Source organism: Caulobacter sp. GW822-FHT01G02 (genome assembly GCF_058802865.1).
Genome location: NZ_JBXAON010000003.1, coordinates 458110 through 473423, shown reverse-complemented (window position 1 = coordinate 473423; position 15314 = coordinate 458110). Strand labels below are relative to the sequence as shown.

The window sequence follows — 15314 nt, the reverse complement described above, 5'->3', positions numbered from 1 at the left end:
GATCAGTGGGCCTCCGTCGACGGCGCTTCGCCAGCTTGGGCGACCGCTTCGTCATGGCCTTTGTGCTTGGGTTTGAAGATCTTCTCGACGACCACGAAGAACAGCGGGACGAAGAAGATCGCCAGGAGGGTGGCCGAGATCATGCCGCCGATCACGCCGGTGCCGATGGCGTGCTGGGCCCCGGAGCCGGCTCCGTTGGAGATCGCCAGCGGCAGAACGCCGAAGACGAAGGCCAGCGAGGTCATGATGATCGGGCGCAGGCGCAGACGAACCGCCTCCAGCGTCGCGTCGATCAGGCTCATGCCCTTCTCGTACAGGTCCTTGGCGAACTCGACGATCAGGATGGCGTTCTTGGACGCCAGGCCCATGGTCGTCAGCAGGCCGACCTGGAAGTAGATGTCGTTGCTGAGGCCGCGGACGAAGGTCGCCAGCAGGGCGCCGACGATGCCCAGCGGGATCACCATGATGACGGCCAGCGGGATCGACCAGCTCTCGTAGAGGGCGGCCAGCAGCAGGAACACCACCAGGATGGAGATGCCGTACAGGGCCGGCGCCTGGTTGCCGGATTCACGTTCCTGGGCCGACAGGCCGGTCCACTCGTAGCTGACGCCAGGCGGCAGTTGCGCCGCCAGCTTCTCCATGGCCGCCATCGCCTGGCCCGAACTCTTGCCCGGGGCGGGCGAGCCCTGGATGTTCATCGACGACAGGCCGTTGTAGCGCTCGAGGCGCGGCGAGCCGTAGGTCCAGCTGGCCGTGGCGAAGGCCGGGAAGGGAACCATCTGGCCTTGGTCGTTGCGGACGTACCAGCGGTTCAGGTCCTCGGGCGTCATGCGGTAGGGCGCGTCGGCCTGCAAGTAGACCTTCTTCACACGACCGCGATCGATGAAGTCGTTGACGTATGAGCCGCCCCACGCCGCGCTGAGCGCGCTGTTGATGTCGGCGGTGGTCAGGCCCATGGCGCCGGCCTTGGCCTGGTCGACCTCGATCTTCAGCTGCGGGGTGTCGTCCTGACCGTTGGGGCGCACGCCCACCAGGTTCGGATCCTGCGCCGCCATGCCCAGCATCATGTTGCGGGCGTTCATCAGCGTCTCGTGGCCGACGCCGCCGATGTCCTGCAGCTGGAAGTCGAAGCCCGACGAGGTGCCTAGCTCCGGCACGGACGGCGGGATCACGGCGAACACCATGGCGTCGCGGATCTGGCTGAAGGCGCCCATGGCGCGGCCGGCGACGGCCTGGGCCTTGAGTTTGGCGGCCTTGCGGTGCTCGAAGTCCTTCAGACGGACGAAGGCGAGACCGGCGTTCTGGCCGGCGCCGCTGAAGCTGAAGCCCGAGACGGTGAACACCGACTGCACGGCGTCCTTCTCGGCGCCCAGGAAGTGCTCGCGCACCTGGGTCAGCACGGCCTGGGTCTTCTCCTCCGTCGCGCCGGCGGGCAGCTGGACGAGGGTGATCATGATCCCCTGGTCCTCTTCCGGCAGGAAGGCGCTGGGCAGGCGGACGAACAGCAGGGCCATGACCACGATGATGGCGGCGTAGATCGCCATCCAGCGGCCGCTCTTGCCCAGGATGCCGCGGACGGAGCCCTGGTAGCGCGAAGACAGGTCGTTGAAGCTACGGTTGAACCAGCCGAAGAAGCCGGTCTTGTGCTCGTGGTGGCCGGCCTCGACGGGCTTCAGCAGCGTGGCGCACAGGGCCGGCGTCAGGATCAGGGCGACCAGCACCGACAGGGCCATGGCCGAGACGATGGTGATCGAGAACTGGCGATAGATCACGCCCTGCGAGCCGCCGAAGAAGGCCATCGGCACGAACACCGCGGCCAGCACCAGAGCGATGCCGATCAGGGCGCCGGTGATCTCGTTCATCGACTTGCGGGTGGCTTCCTTGGGGGAGAGTCCCTCTTCGGACATCACGCGCTCGACGTTCTCGACCACGACGATGGCGTCGTCGACCAGCAGGCCGATGGCCAGCACCAGGCCGAACATGGTCAGGGTGTTGATCGAGTAGCCAAAGGCCGACAGCACGCCGAACGTACCCAGCAGCACCACAGGCACGGCGATCGTCGGGATCAGGGTCGCGCGCCAGTTCTGCAGGAACAGGAACATGACGATGAAGACCAGCACGATGGCCTCGATCAGCGTCTTGACCACTTCCTCGATCGACAGCTTCACGAACGGCGTCGAGTCGTAGGGGACGACGTATTTGTAGCTGGCCGGGAACGACTTCTCGAGCTGGGCCATCTTGGCCTTGACGGCGGCGGCGGTGTCCAGCGCGTTGGCGCCGGGGGCCAGCTTGATGGCCAGACCCGCGGCCGGGTGGCCGTTGAACTTGGCGACCGAGATGTAGTTCTCGGCGCCCAGCTCGACGCGGGCCACGTCGGCCAGGCGCACGGTGGCGCCGCCCGTGCTGTTCTTGATGATGATCTGGCGGAACTGCTCGGGGGTCTGCAGGCGCGACTGGGCCGTGATCGTGGCGTTCAGGCCCGTGCCCGGCAGGTTGGGCGCGCCGCCCAGCTGGCCGGCCGAGACCTGGGCGTTCTGGGCCCGGATCGCGGTGGCGACGTCGGCCGGGGTCAGGCTGAAGCTGGCCAGCTTCTGCGGATCCAGCCAGATGCGCATGGCGTACTGGGCGCCGAACAGCTGGATGTCGCCGACGCCGTCGACGCGGCTCAGCGGGTCCTGGATATTGCTGGCCAGATAGTCGGCCAGGTCGGTGTTGGTGGTCTGGGGATCCTCCGAATAGAGGCCCACCACCATCATGAAGTTACGCGCCGACTTGGCGACCGTCAGGCCTTGCTGCTGCACTTCTTGCGGCAGCAGGGCGGTGGCGGTCTGCAGCTTGTTCTGGACCTGGACCTGGGCGATATCGATGTTGGTGCCGGCCTTGAAGGTCAGGGTCACCGTGGCCGAACCCGAGCTGTCGCTGGTCGAGGACATGTAGTCCAGACCATCGAGGCCCTTCATCTTCTGTTCGATGACCTGGGTGACGCTGTCTTCGACCGTCTTGGCCGAGGCCCCGGGATAGTTGGCCGAGATGGCTACCTGGGGCAGGGCGATCTCAGGATATTGCGCGATCGGCAGGGTCCGGATGGCGAGCGCCCCGGCCAGCATGATCACGATGGCGATGACCCACGCGAAGATGGGCCTGTCGATGAAGAAACGCGAAAGCATCGTGGGCCCGCCTTAGTGTTGGGCTTGCTGCGGAGCGGCGGGCTTGCTGCCGGCCGGAACGGGCTTGATCGGCGCGCCGGGGCGCAGCTTCTGCAGACCCTCGGTGATGACCTTGTCGCCCGGGTTCAGGCCGCTGGTGACCAGCCACTTGTCGCCGACCGTCTGGCCCAGGGTCACCGGGCGCGGCTCGGCGCCCTTGGCGCCGACCACGCTGACCATGGCGGCGCCCTTCGGGTCGCGCTGGATGGCCGCCTGCGGGATCAGGATGCCGGTGGGCGCCACGCCCTGGCCCAGGGCCGCGCGGACGTACATGCCGGGCAGCAGCTGGCCGTTCGGATTCGGGAAGATGGCGCGCAGGGTCACCGAGCCGGTGCCCGGATCGACCGTGATGTCCGAGAACTCCAGGCGGCCCGGGATCGGATAGGTCGAACCGTCTTCCAGCGTCAGGGTGACCTGGGCGGAATTGGTGCGGCCGACCTTGCCGCTGGCGAACTGCTGCTGGAGCTTGAGCAGCTCGGCCGAGGTCTGGGTCAGGTCGACATAGATCTTCGACAGGTCCTGGACCGTGGCCAGCGGGGCGGCCTGGCTGGCGGTGACCAGCGCGCCCGGCGTCACCGCGCTCTTGCCGATGCGGCCCGAGATCGGCGAGACGACGCGGGTGTAGTTCAGGCTGATGCGGGCGTTGTCCAGCGCGGCCTTCTGCACGGCGACGGCGGCGGCCGTCTGCAGGGCGGCGGCCTGGGCGTCGTCATTGTCCTGCTTGGACACCGCGCCGGTCTCGACCAGACCCTTGTAACGGTCGGCCTTCAGCCTGGCGGCCGTGGCGGTCGCCTGGGCCTGGGCCAGGGCGGCCGCGGCGCTGTTGACGGTGGCCTGATAGGTCGCCGGGTCGATCTGGTAGAGCGACTGGCCGGCGCGGACGGTCGAGCCTTCGGTGAACAGGCGCGCCTTGATCACGCCGCCCACCTGCGGGCGAACCTCCGAGACCAGGAAGGCCGAGGTGCGGCCCGACAGTTCGGTGGTCAGGCCGACCGGCTGGGTCTGGGCGACGATGTAGCCGACCTCGGCCGGACCGCCCATGCCCATGCCGCCAGCGCCTCCCTTGCCCTGACCGCAGGCGGCGAGGGTGAGAGCGACGGCGGAGAGCCCCGCGGCCGTGATCGCGGCCGAGCGTTGGAATTGCATATTTGACCCCGGATGCGGTGGCTTCGCGGGCTATTGCCCTTGACGAAACCGGCATGATGAACAATTTGAGAATGAACGTTCATTCTCAAGTGGGCTGGACATAGATGCGGTAGTGTCGCAAGTCAACCTCCGCACCCTATGCCGTCGCCTGACCTAACGGAAATGTAATGCCAAGCGGGAATTTCCCAAGTGAAACCTTCGATGTCTGACGAGACGCATCCGAGCCGACCGTCGCCGGAATCGCGTCGCCAGCAGATTCTGGACGCGGCGTGCGAGCGGGTCAGGCAGTCGGGCTTCCACGGCGCCAGCATGGCGGACATCGCCAAGGCGGCCGGCCTGAGCGTCGGGCAGATCTATCGCTATTTCGAGAACAAGGAGGCGATCATCGCCGCCATCGTCGCCCAGGACCTGGCCGAGATGCGCGACAAGTTCGCCGAGATGGAGAGTCGGCCGGGCGCCCTGCTGGACGCGATCGAGGCGCACCTGCCCGAGGGCATCGACAAGTGCTTCGATCCGCGCCGCGCGACGCTGGCCCTGGAAGTCGTGGCCGAGGCCGCCCGCAATCCCAAGGTCGCCGCCATCGTCCGCGCCGCCGACGATCAGGAGCGGGCCCTGGCCCAGACCATGATGGGGCGCGATCGCAAGCCCGAGTGGAGCGAGGCCGAGTTCCAGGCGCGCTGCGAGGTCGTCGGCATGATCTTCGACGGCCTGCTGATGCGCGGCGTCAACCACCCGGATCTCGACCGAGACGCCCTGGCCGACGTCCTGCGCTCGACGGTGCGGCACCTGTTGGGGTAGGGGCGAGGCGCCCTGCGCCGTGTCCTGGGCCTGGACGGTCATCCTCGCACCGCTGACGGTGGCCGTGGCCGACACGCGCGCCGGGCGACTAGCTGGACCTTCGGTCGCTCGCTAGACTATCCGCTATCTGAGATTGCGGGAGTTGGGGCGTGAGGCGCTTGTCCGTCGGGGTGCTGGTCGCGCTCCTGCTGGGGGCCGCGGCGAAGGCCGAGCCCGTCCGCTACGCCCTGTCGCCGGTCGTCGAGAACGGCGCGCTGAAGGCCCTGGCGGTCGATATCGACTTCGAGGGCGACGAGGATGGCCTGACCGTCCTGAAATTCATCGACAGCTTCCAGGGCGACACCCGGCCCGGTCGGTTCGCCGAAGGCCTGGAGATCACCGGCGCCAGGTCTGTCACGCCCAGGCCCGAGGGCGGGGCCGAGATCCACGCCGCGCCGGGCGCGGCGCTGCACGCCCGCTACCAGATCCGTTCGGGCTACGATAAGGCGCCGACCACCCAGGACGAGACCCAGACCAAGCCGATCGTCCTGCCCGACTGGTTCTATGCGGCGGGTGAAGTGGTCTTCGCCTTTCCGGCCGGCCGGCGCGACGAAGCGGCGACCTTCGCTTGGGGCGGCGCGCCCGAGGGCTTTCGCCTCGTCTCCGACCTGAGCGCACCAGGCCCCCAGGCGGTCGAGGACGTTTTGCATGGCGTCGTGATGGGTTCGCCGCGCCTGCGGATCATCAACGGCGCTGGCGCCAACGCGGGGACGCGGATCGCGGCGCTGGGAACCTTCGACCGCTTCGACGATCCGATCTTCGCCGACGCGGCCTTCCGCATCATCAAGGCCGAACGCGACTTCTGGGGCGATGGCGCGAGCCCGTTCCTGGTCACCCTGGCGCCGCTGGTTCCCCGGGTCTTCGAGGCCTACAGCGGCACGGGGCGCACCGACGGCTTCGCGCTATGGGTCGGAACCTCGCTGAGCCTCAAGGAGGTGCTCCCCCTGCTGGCCCATGAGTATTTCCACACCTGGAACAATGGCCAGCTAGGCGCCCAAGCCGCGCACCGCTCGACGGCCTGGTTGTCAGAGGGCTTCACCGACTTCTACACGAAGCGACTGCTGCTTCGCGCCGGGTTGTTCAGCCTGGAGGATTACGTCGCGTCTTGGAACGAATGGCTGCGCGCCTATGGCGTCTCGCCGGCCCGTAACGCGACCGAGAAGCGCATCACAGAGGTCTACTGGACGGATCACGACGTCGAGGACGTCGCCTACAAGCGCGGGGCGATGCTGGCCGCCCTGTTCGACGCCCAGCTACGCCGGGACGGGCGCGGTCTGGACATGGTGATGCGACAGATGCGCCTGCTGAAGAGCCGGAATCCCGAGAGTGGGCTGCGGCCGAACATCGAGGTGGCCTTCGAGAAGATCGCCGGACGCCCGGCCCTGCCGGACATCGACCGCTACGAGATGCGTGGCGAGACCTTGATCCTACCGCCCGATGCTTTCGCCTGCCTGACGGTGGAGACTGTCATCCAGCCCAATTTCGATGTCGGCTTCGACACCGACGCCACCGCCGCGAAAGGTGTCTTCGCGGGTGTCGATCCAGCTGGGCCCGCATATGCCGCGGGCCTGCGTGACGGCATGAAGCGGCTGGGCCGCGAGGGCGGGGCGGCGAACGACTCCAGCGTTGATCTGACCTATCGTGTCGCTGACGCGGCCGGCGTGGAGCGGGAGATCCGCTACAAGCCCGAGGGCAAGACGCGCGTGACCTTCCAGCGCCTGTCCGTTCCGCTGAATCTGCCGCCGGACCAGCGGCGGGCCTGCGTCAGAACGCTGACCGGCCTTTGAGGCTCTATTTCAAAAGTTTAGAGCATTTTTCGATCCGATAGCCGCTTCACACTTATCGGAAATCTAGTCCAGCGCCCGGTACTGGAAGTTCCGGAACCGCGCCGAGCCCTTGCCGGCCGCGTAGAGGCCCGGCTTCAGCATCAGGAAGCCGCCGCGGACATTGTGGTGGTAGCCGCTGACCTCCATGCCCCGGTCGAAGCGCTTCCAGGTCTGACCGCCGTCCCCGCTGGTGTGGAAGGCCACGATGTGGCGGGTGTTGCGCAGCCTCATCAGCATTCGGGCGCCGTGCGGGTTGGCGGGCCGCCCGCGCTCGATGCCGTACTGGTGGGTGACGAAATTCTTCGCGTCGAAGCCCAGGCCGCAATAGAGCTGGCGGTCGTAGAACAGGATCAGGCCGGCGCGGGTGTCCGGATCGACCTCGATCTCGCACTCGATCTCGTAGGCCTGGTCGCCGTTGACGAAGATCAGCGGCGCGCCGCTGGATGGGGCCTCGCCGGCGCCCTTCAGGGTCATGACGCCATGGGCGCGACTGATGCGGCTCTGCTCGCCGGGCTTCGGATCGAAGAACGCCCACTGCACGCCGTACTTGTCGGTCGAGAAGTCGTCGGAAAGCGCCTTGCCGTGCGGGCCGGACTTGCCGCCTTTGGGTTTTGGAATGGGTTTCGACAGATCGCCGCCGCCGACCTCGAACCAGCCGTCGGCGGTCCAGGTCACGGGGGCCAGCAGGGTCTGGCGGCCAAGCGTGTAATAGCCGTTCTCGTAGCCGTGATAGACCGTCCACCAGTCGCCGGGCGTCGGACCCTCGACCAGGGTGGCGTGGCCGCGCGACCACCATGTCTCGCTGTTGTCGACGGTGCGCACGACCGGGTTGCGCGGGTGGTCCTCCCATGGGCCGGCCAGCGACTTCGAGCGCGCGACTATGACCATGTGGCCGGTCGGCGGGCCGGCGGTGCCGCCCACGGCGGTGACCAGGTAGAAGTAGTCGCCGCGCTTCATGACCTTGGGGCCCTCGGGCGAGAAGCCCTCCACGTCCCAGTCATCCGGATAGCGCCAGGGATTGTAGACGTGCTCGGGCTCGCCGACGGTGGACAGGCCGTCCGGCGCCAGCCTGATGCGGTCGCCGCCGGACAGGAACAGCCAGCGCTCGCCGTGCTCGTCGACGACGTGGCTGGGGTCGATGTAGCGCGGCAGCTTCAGGTCGACCGGCTCGGACCAGGGGCCTTCGATCCTGTCGGCCCAGATCACGTAGCTGGTGTTGTTGTTCGGCTGCTTGGCCGGCAGGTAGATGTAGTAGCGGCCCTTGTGCTTGCAGATCTCGGGCGCCCAGATCGAGCCGACATTGGTCCTCAGTGTGGTGACGACCGGCGTCCAGTTCACCAGGTCCTTGCTGCGCCAGATCAGCAGGCCCGGATAAGCGTCGAACGACGAATGGGTCATGTAGTAGTCGTCGCCGTCCTTCAGGATCGACGGATCGGGGTGGTCGCCGGCCAGGATCGGATTGAGGAACGTACCGTCGCCGAGGTCGGCCTTGCGCTGGCCCTCGATCCCCTTGGCCCAGGTCGGTCCCGCGACGGTCTTGGCGGGCAGCAGGCCCATCTGGGCGGCGTCGCTGGCGGCGGGCATGGCGGCGAGGCCGACGCCAGTCAGCAGCGAGCCCAGCGCGCCGCGGCGGTTGATGTCGACCATGTGCGTTTCTCCCGGACCCGCGCCTCCATTGCTTCGAAGGGGCGCTCGTCGCCGTTACCCTAGCGGCCCGGGAAAGGCGCTGTCCACCGGTGTCATTTCTCGTTTCGCAGGAGGGGGAACGACAAAGAAAAAGCCCCGGAGGCGACCTCCGGGGCTTCGGTATCTTCAGGTGACGGCGGGGCTTAGCCCTGCATCGCCTCCAGCTCCTTGCCGCGCGTCTCGTCGATCAGCTTCTGGACCAGGAAGAACGAGACCACGGCGCAGACGGCATAGAAGCCGTAGGTCATGGGCAGGCTGGCCTTCTTCATGATCGGGAAGCTGAACGAGATGGCGAAGTTGGCGATCCACTGGGCGAAGCCGCAGACGGCCAGGGCCGAGCCGCGCATCTGGTTGGGGAACATCTCGCCCAGCATCACCCACATGACCGGACCCCAGGAGAGGTTGAAGAAGATCACATAGAGGTTGGCGGCGACCAGGGCGATCGGGCCGACGCTGGCGTCCAGGTGCAGGGCGCCGTTGACCATGGTGGCGGTCGAGAAGCACCAGGTCATCACGCCCAGGGTCACGGCCATGCCGGCCGAGCCGATCAGCAGCAGCGGCTTGCGGCCGATCTTGTCGATGACGGCGATGGCGGCCAGGCAGGCCAGGATCGACAGCGCGCCCGACAGGATGTTGATCTTCAGGCTGTCATCCTCGGTGAAGCCCACCGACTGCCACAGCACCGAGCCGTAGTAGAAGACGATGTTGATGCCCACGAGCTGCTGGAACACGGCCAGCACCAGGCCGGCCCACAGGATCGCGCGCAGCTTCCGGGTCTTGGGGTCCAGCAGGTCCGAGAACTTCGGCTGGTGATCGGCGGCCAGCGAGGCGCGGATCTCGGCGACCTTGGCGGCGCCCTGACCCGGGCCGAACAGGCGCGAGAGGATGGCTTCGGCCTGGGCGTCCTTGCCCTTGGCGACCAGGAAGCGCGGGCTTTCCGGGATCACCAGCAGGGCGAAGAAGAAGATGCCGGCCGGGATGACCTGCATCCAGAACATCCAGCGCCAGGCTGGCAGGCCCAGCCAGAACTCGGCGGTCGAGCTGCCGGCGGTGTGGGCCAGGGCGTAGTTGGCCAGGAAGGCGCCGGTCAGGCCGGTGATGATCATGATCTGCTGCACGGACGACAGGCGGCCGCGAATATTGGCCGGCGTGACTTCCGAGATGTAGACCGGGCACAGCACCGAGGCGGCGCCGACGCCCAGGCCGCCGATCAGGCGGAAGATCACGAAGACCAGCGAGGTGTGGGCCCCGCCGGTGCCCAGGGCGCTGACCACGAACAGCAGGGCCGAGATGATCATCACCGTGCGACGGCCCCAGACGTCGGCCAGGCGGCCGGCGGCGAAGGCGCCGAAGGCGCAGCCGAGCAGGATGGCGGCCACGTTGAGGCCCTCGCCGGCCTCGGTCAGGTTGAAGGCGGCCTTCAGGCCGGTCTGCGTGCCGTTGATGACGCCGCTGTCATAGCCGAACATGAAGCCGCCGATGGTGGCGACGGCGACGATCGCGGCGATGAAGGCCATGTTGACCTTCAGCCCGTCGGCGCTCATGCCGGCGCTCGGACCGGCGTTGGATACTGAAGCCACAGGTTTCCTCCCCGTTGGGCCTACCGGCCCCGTTTGATGCCCTCGCGGTCCTTGTCAGACCTTTGGTTGCCGGCGACCTTAGTGTTACCGGTATCAGCGCGCAAGCGGTGGTTCTGGCGACCCCATGCCCATGCCCGTGCGCGGGACTCACCCCTGCGCCTCATCGATAGCAGAGGCGCGCGGGTTTCCGCGACGTCCGTTTCGTAGGACGCGCGAGGGCGGACAAGGCGGAATGGAAATCGGGTGTCCGGCGGCGAGGCCGGACGGCGGCGCTACATGATCGTCCGCGGCGCGCGGAAAAGATGCGCCCGGCGATCCTGGGCTTCGCCGCCAGGTTCGGCGGGGGACAGGCGCGGCCCGAGCTGTTCGATCTCATGCCAGGTCCAGGGCCGGGCGCTCAGCCGCTTCTCGTAGCGCCAGATCTTCAGAGGGTACCAGCCGCCCGGAATCTCGGTCGGAATGGTCTGGGTTCCGGTCAGGACCCAGCCGGCCTTCTGGTAGAAGCGCGCGGCGCGGGTGTTGCCGATGGCGCAGGCCAGCCAGGGCGTCTTGACCCCGGCTTCCAGCAGGCGGTCCTCGGCGTCGGCCATCAGCAGGGCGGCGATGCCGGCGCCGCGGGATTCTTCCTCGACATAGAGCTGGTTCAGCTCGTTGTCCTTGATCAGGTGGAAGCCCAGCGGCGCGCCGACCGGCCCCACGGCGCGGACGTGGGGCAGGGCCATGGCCATCCGGACGATGAAGCTGTCCAGCGTGCGTCGGGTCGCCAGGGCCTTGGGGACCAGCGGCACATGGGCGTCACGCCAGCCCTGCCACCACAGGCGGGCCAGGGGGCCGAGGTCCGGAGTCTGGGCGGCGCGAATGCTCATGACTTGTCCTCCTCGATTGGCGGCGAGGACACGGCGGGCCGCCGAAGGAGGGCGCGCACGGTTTTGACCGTCAGGATGGTTAAGGCCGCGATGGCGGCGGGGATGAGAACCAGCAGCCAGACCAGCACCACCAGGGCGAGCTGGAGCGCACTCGTCACGACCACCAGGGTCGGCGATTCCTTGCGTTCATCCAGGGCTCGGCTCACCGATAACATGCTGTCCGCGCTCAAAAAAACCGCCCCCGGTCTCGTGAGCATAACCTCGTTTTGAGTTTCAACCTAGGAGAGAATTTTACAATTGACTGCAGATTTTTTAGGACTTTCTTAATGTCCTTTTGGGTGGTCAAACTGGTTTACTTGGCTGCGACTGCGTCGCGGTAGCCTGGTTGGGCGGACAACAGCGCCGCACCGGCCAAGCCGCCATGCTGACGCCCCATTGGGCCTTGACGGCCCGCGCCGTCGCCGCCACGCCGGCCGAGGCGCTGGCCCACGGCCGTTCTCGGCGACGGGCCGAGCGGCGATCGTTCTCGCGCGACGAGGACTAGAAAAAAGCCCCGGATCGCTCCGGGGCTTCTTCGGTCTCAGTGGTTGTGCCGGGGTAGTTTCGACGCCAGGTCCTGGTACTTCACGGCGAACTCCAGCACCCCGCCGGTCTCCAGCTGGCCCGTGTGGGCGCGGTAGATTTCCTGCCAGGGAGTCATCGTCGCCGGGACAGCTGGAATGCCTTCCTTCCGGCGCTCGGCGATGGTCGCCTCATCCACCAGGGCGTCGCAGCGGCCGGTGTTGAGGTCGATGCGGATGGTGTCGCCGGTGCGCAGCCACGACAGGCCGCCGCCGATGGCGCTTTCCGGCGAGGCGTTGAGGATCGAGGGGCTGTCGGCGGTGCCCGACTGGCGGCCGTCGCCCAGGGTGGGCAGGCTCATGATGCCCTTCTTCAGCAGGTGATCCGGCGGCTGCATGTTGACCACCTCGGCCGAACCGGGCCAGCCGATCGGACCCGCGCCCCGGATGACCAGGATGCAGTGCTCGTCGATCTCCAGCGCCGGATCGTTGATGCGGGTGTGATAGTCGTCCGAGCCGTCGAACACGATGGCGCGGGCCTCGAAGATGTCCTCTTGCCCCGGCTGGCTCAGGTAGCGCTCGCGGAAGTCCGCGCCGATCACGCTGGACTTCATGATCGCGAAGTCGAACAGGTTGCCCTTCAGCACCAGGAAGCCGGCCTTTTCGGCCAGGGGCTGGGCGTAGGGGAAGATCACCTCGCGGTCGTGGGTCTCTCGGCCCTCGAGGTTTTCGGCCATGGTCTTGCCGGTGACGGTCAGGACGTCGCCGTGCAGACGGCCCTGCTGCAGCAGCTCCCACAGCACGGCGGGCGCGCCGCCGGCCCGGTGGAAGCGCTCGCCCAGATACTTGCCGGCCGGCTGCATGTTGACGATCAGCGGGATGTCGTAGGCCGCGCGCCAGTCGTCGGCGGTGATCTCCAGGCCCGCGTGGCGCGCCATGGCCGCGATGTGCGGCTGGGCGTTGGTCGAGCCGCCGGCCGCCGCCACCAGGGCGATCGCGTTCTCGAAGGCCTTCTTCGTCAGGATGTCGAGCGGCTTCACATCTTCGTAGGCCAGGTCGACGATCCGCTGACCGGTCTTGTAGGCCATCTGACCGCGCTCGCGGTAGGGGGCCGGGATGGCCGCGCAGCCGGTCAGCGACAGGCCCAGGGCCTCGGCCACGGCGTTCATGGTCGAGGCCGTGCCCATGGTGTTGCAGTGACCCGCCGACGGGGCCGACGAGGCGGCGCGGTCGATGAACTCTTCCTCGGTGATCTCGCCGGCCGCCAGCTTGCGGCGCGAGCGCCAGATCACCGTGCCCGAGCCGACCAGCTCGTTCTCATGCCAGCCGTCCAGCATCGGACCGCCGGAGAGGACGATGGCCGGGATGTTGACCGTGGTGGCGGCCATGATCCCGGCGGGCGTGGTCTTGTCGCAGCCGGTGGTCAGCACCACGGCGTCGATCGGATAGCCGTGCAGGGTCTCGACGAGACCCAGATAGGAGAGGTTCCGGTCCAGCGCCGCCGTCGGGCGACGGCAGTTCTCGAAGATCGGGTGGACCGGAAACTCCATGGGGATGCCCCCGGCGTCGCGGATCCCGTCCCGCACGCGCGTCACCAGATCGAGGTGGATGCGGTTGCAGGGCGAGATGTCGCTGCCGGTCTGGGCGATGCCGATGATCGGCTTGCCGCTGCGCAGCTCCTCCGGCGTGATCCCGTAATTCATGAAGCGCTCCAGATAGAGCGCCGTCATGTCGATGTGGTCGGGATTATCGAACCAATCGCGGGACCGGAACCGGCGGGGCGTACGGTTAGACAAGGCGTACCTCGTGTTGGGGCTGGCCCGCGATATTGACCTCGATGGCGAACAGACCGCCGGCCAGCGGATACTGGGCCAGGGTCTCTTCGCTGAGGCCCTTGCGGGCGGTGGTGAAGAACAGGGTTTTCAGATCCGGCCCGCCGAAGCAGACCTTGGTGACGTTGGGCGCGGGCAGTTCGATGCGGCCCACGATCTCGCCGGCGGGCGACACGCGGATGACGCCGAAGCCGCCCCACAGGGCGATCCACAGGCAGCCTTCCGAATCGACGACCGTCCCGTCCGGATAGATGTCGTCGCCCAGCTTCACATGGACGAACGCGCGCTTGTTCGACAGCGTCCCGTCCTCGGCCAGGTCATAGGCCCAGATCGTCTTTTCCAGCGTGTCGGTGTGGTAGAAGGTCTTGCCGTCGGGCGAGACGCACGGGCCGTTGGTGATGCAGATGTCCTTGTCCATCCGCGCCACGCCCTGGGCGTCCATGCGGTAGAGCGAGCCGCTCTTGTTCTCTTCGCCGTCGTGCATGGTGCCGAACCACAGGCGGCCGGCGGCGTCGACGGTGGCGTCGTTGGGCCGGTTGTCGAGCGCCTGATCCTCGACCTCGATCAGCGGGCGGAAGCCGATCGCCGGATGGAAGCGATGGATGCCGCCCTTCAGCCCGACCACGAACCCGCCGCGATCCGGCAGGGGCGCCAGGAAGGCGACCTGATCCGGGGCGTCGAAGCTGAAGTGGTCGCCAGTCACCGGATTGTAGTTGTGGATCTTGCGGCCCTTGATGTCGACGAACCATAGGGCGTCGCCGTGCCAGACGGGGCCCTCGCCCAGCGTGGCCTTGAGATCCCAGACGCAGGTGGCGGCGGTCATGTTCGAAACTTCTCCGTAAAGCCGTAACCTGCGTTCGATACGGCGGCGGGGCGCTTCAGGGAAGGCCCCCGCTCGAAACGGTCGTCTCGGGCTAGAGCCTGTCCGTTTCTGATGGAAACATCAGAAACGGATAAACAGGCTCTATCTCTAACACTTAGAGCGTGGCGGGCGCCGAAACCGCTCACACTTTCGGCTGCCACGCTCTAACGCCAGCCCGCGTCGATCCAGTATTCGTGTCCGGTGCAGAGCGAAGCGTCGTCCGAGGCCAGGAACAGCACCAGCGAGGCGACATTCTCGGGCACGAGGCGGCCCTTCAGGCACTGGGCCTTGACGATCTCGGCCTCGCCCTCGGGCGTGTACCACTTCTCCTGGCGCTTGGTCTTGACGTTGCCCGGCACCACGCAGGTGACGCGGATGTCGTCAGGCCCCAGCTCGCGGGCCAGGGCCCGGGTCATGCCCTCGATGCCGGCCTTGGCGGTTTCGTAGAGGACCAGATCCTCCAGGCCCAGGTGCCAGCTGATCGAGCCGAAGTTGATCACCGCGCCGCCGCCGCGCTTGGCCATGCCCGGCGCGACGGCCTGGGTGCAGAACAGCATGTGGCGCAGGTTGACGTTGATCCGCTCGTCCCAGTAGGCGCCGGTCACGTCGCCCAGCTTGTGGCGGTCGTCGTTGCCGGCGTTGTTGACCAGCACGTCGATGTCGCCGATCTCGGCGAAGGTCGCCTTGATCGCGTCCAGGCTCATCAGGTCGCAGTGCTTGTAGACCGGCGGGATGGCCGAACCCGAAAGCTCGGCTTCCAGCGCCCTGGAGTCCTCGTCGGCGATGTCGAGGAAGATCACTTCCGCGCCCTGCCGGGCGAACCCGGTGGTGAGGCCGGCCCCGATGCCCGAGCCGCCGCCGGTGATGACGACGCGCTTGCCCTTCAGGCTGGGATAGATGGCTGACGACATGC

At 67.4% G+C, this 15314-nt stretch carries 12 protein-coding genes; 3 read left to right on the top strand and 9 right to left on the bottom strand.

All coding sequences use genetic code 11. From position 1 onward, the window contains the following. Window positions 1-2: 2 nt before the first annotated feature. Together AC1RNC_RS11160 and AC1RNC_RS11155 are read right to left on the bottom strand one after the other, a co-directional pair. Window positions 3-3167, bottom strand: coding sequence for an efflux RND transporter permease subunit (locus AC1RNC_RS11160; protein ID WP_492886216.1), 3165 nt, complete (start codon window positions 3165-3167; stop codon window positions 3-5). 12 nt (window positions 3168-3179) lie between these two features. Beyond that, window positions 3180-4352, bottom strand: coding sequence for an efflux RND transporter periplasmic adaptor subunit (locus AC1RNC_RS11155; protein WP_492886214.1), 1173 nt, complete (start codon window positions 4350-4352; stop codon window positions 3180-3182). Window positions 4353-4553: 201 nt separating this feature from the next. On the opposite strand from AC1RNC_RS11155, the gene AC1RNC_RS11150 reads away from it, so the two are divergent. Both AC1RNC_RS11150 and AC1RNC_RS11145 read left to right on the top strand, forming a co-directional pair. After that, window positions 4554-5150: a TetR/AcrR family transcriptional regulator gene (locus tag AC1RNC_RS11150; protein ID WP_492886212.1), complete on the top strand. Its 597-nt coding sequence runs from the start codon at window positions 4554-4556 to the stop codon at window positions 5148-5150. A gap of 149 nt (window positions 5151-5299) precedes the next feature. After that, complete coding sequence (locus tag AC1RNC_RS11145; RefSeq protein WP_492886210.1) at window positions 5300-6976, top strand: M61 family metallopeptidase; 1677 nt, start codon at window positions 5300-5302, stop codon at window positions 6974-6976. Window positions 6977-7039: 63 nt separating this feature from the next. Here AC1RNC_RS11145 and AC1RNC_RS11140 read toward each other — a convergent pair whose 3' ends face one another. From AC1RNC_RS11140 to AC1RNC_RS11125, 4 genes are all read right to left on the bottom strand, one after another. Further along, window positions 7040-8662 (bottom strand): family 43 glycosylhydrolase, encoded by a 1623-nt coding sequence (locus AC1RNC_RS11140; protein WP_492886208.1) that lies wholly within the window; start codon window positions 8660-8662, stop codon window positions 7040-7042. 182 nt (window positions 8663-8844) lie between these two features. Next, complete coding sequence (locus tag AC1RNC_RS11135; RefSeq protein ID WP_125155499.1) at window positions 8845-10281, bottom strand: sugar porter family MFS transporter; 1437 nt, start codon at window positions 10279-10281, stop codon at window positions 8845-8847. 272 nt (window positions 10282-10553) lie between these two features. Further along, a complete protein-coding gene (locus AC1RNC_RS11130) occupies window positions 10554-11147 on the bottom strand; it encodes a GNAT family N-acetyltransferase (protein ID WP_492886206.1) in 594 nt (197 codons plus the stop codon). Next, window positions 11144-11377, bottom strand: coding sequence for a hypothetical protein (locus AC1RNC_RS11125; RefSeq protein WP_492837122.1), 234 nt, complete (start codon window positions 11375-11377; stop codon window positions 11144-11146). The genes AC1RNC_RS11130 and AC1RNC_RS11125 overlap by 4 nt, the downstream gene beginning before the upstream one ends. A 191-nt stretch (window positions 11378-11568) precedes the next feature. Between AC1RNC_RS11125 and AC1RNC_RS11120 the strand changes: the two genes are divergently transcribed. Continuing rightward, window positions 11569-11691 (top strand): hypothetical protein, encoded by a 123-nt coding sequence (locus AC1RNC_RS11120; protein ID WP_492886203.1) that lies wholly within the window; start codon window positions 11569-11571, stop codon window positions 11689-11691. A gap of 36 nt (window positions 11692-11727) precedes the next feature. Here the strand turns inward: AC1RNC_RS11120 and xylD are convergent, their stop codons facing one another. The 3 genes from xylD to xylB form a co-directional block, all read right to left on the bottom strand. Then, a complete protein-coding gene (xylD, locus tag AC1RNC_RS11115) occupies window positions 11728-13503 on the bottom strand; it encodes a xylonate dehydratase XylD (RefSeq protein WP_492886201.1) in 1776 nt (591 codons plus the stop codon). Then, complete coding sequence (xylC, locus tag AC1RNC_RS11110) at window positions 13496-14362, bottom strand: D-xylonolactone lactonase (protein WP_492886199.1); 867 nt, start codon at window positions 14360-14362, stop codon at window positions 13496-13498. Before xylC ends, xylD begins: the two co-directional genes overlap by 8 nt. Window positions 14363-14565: 203 nt before the next feature. Further along, entirely contained in the window at window positions 14566-15312 is a 747-nt protein-coding gene (gene xylB, locus AC1RNC_RS11105) for a D-xylose 1-dehydrogenase (protein WP_492886197.1), read from the bottom strand. Between the last annotated feature and the right edge of the window lie 2 nt (window positions 15313-15314).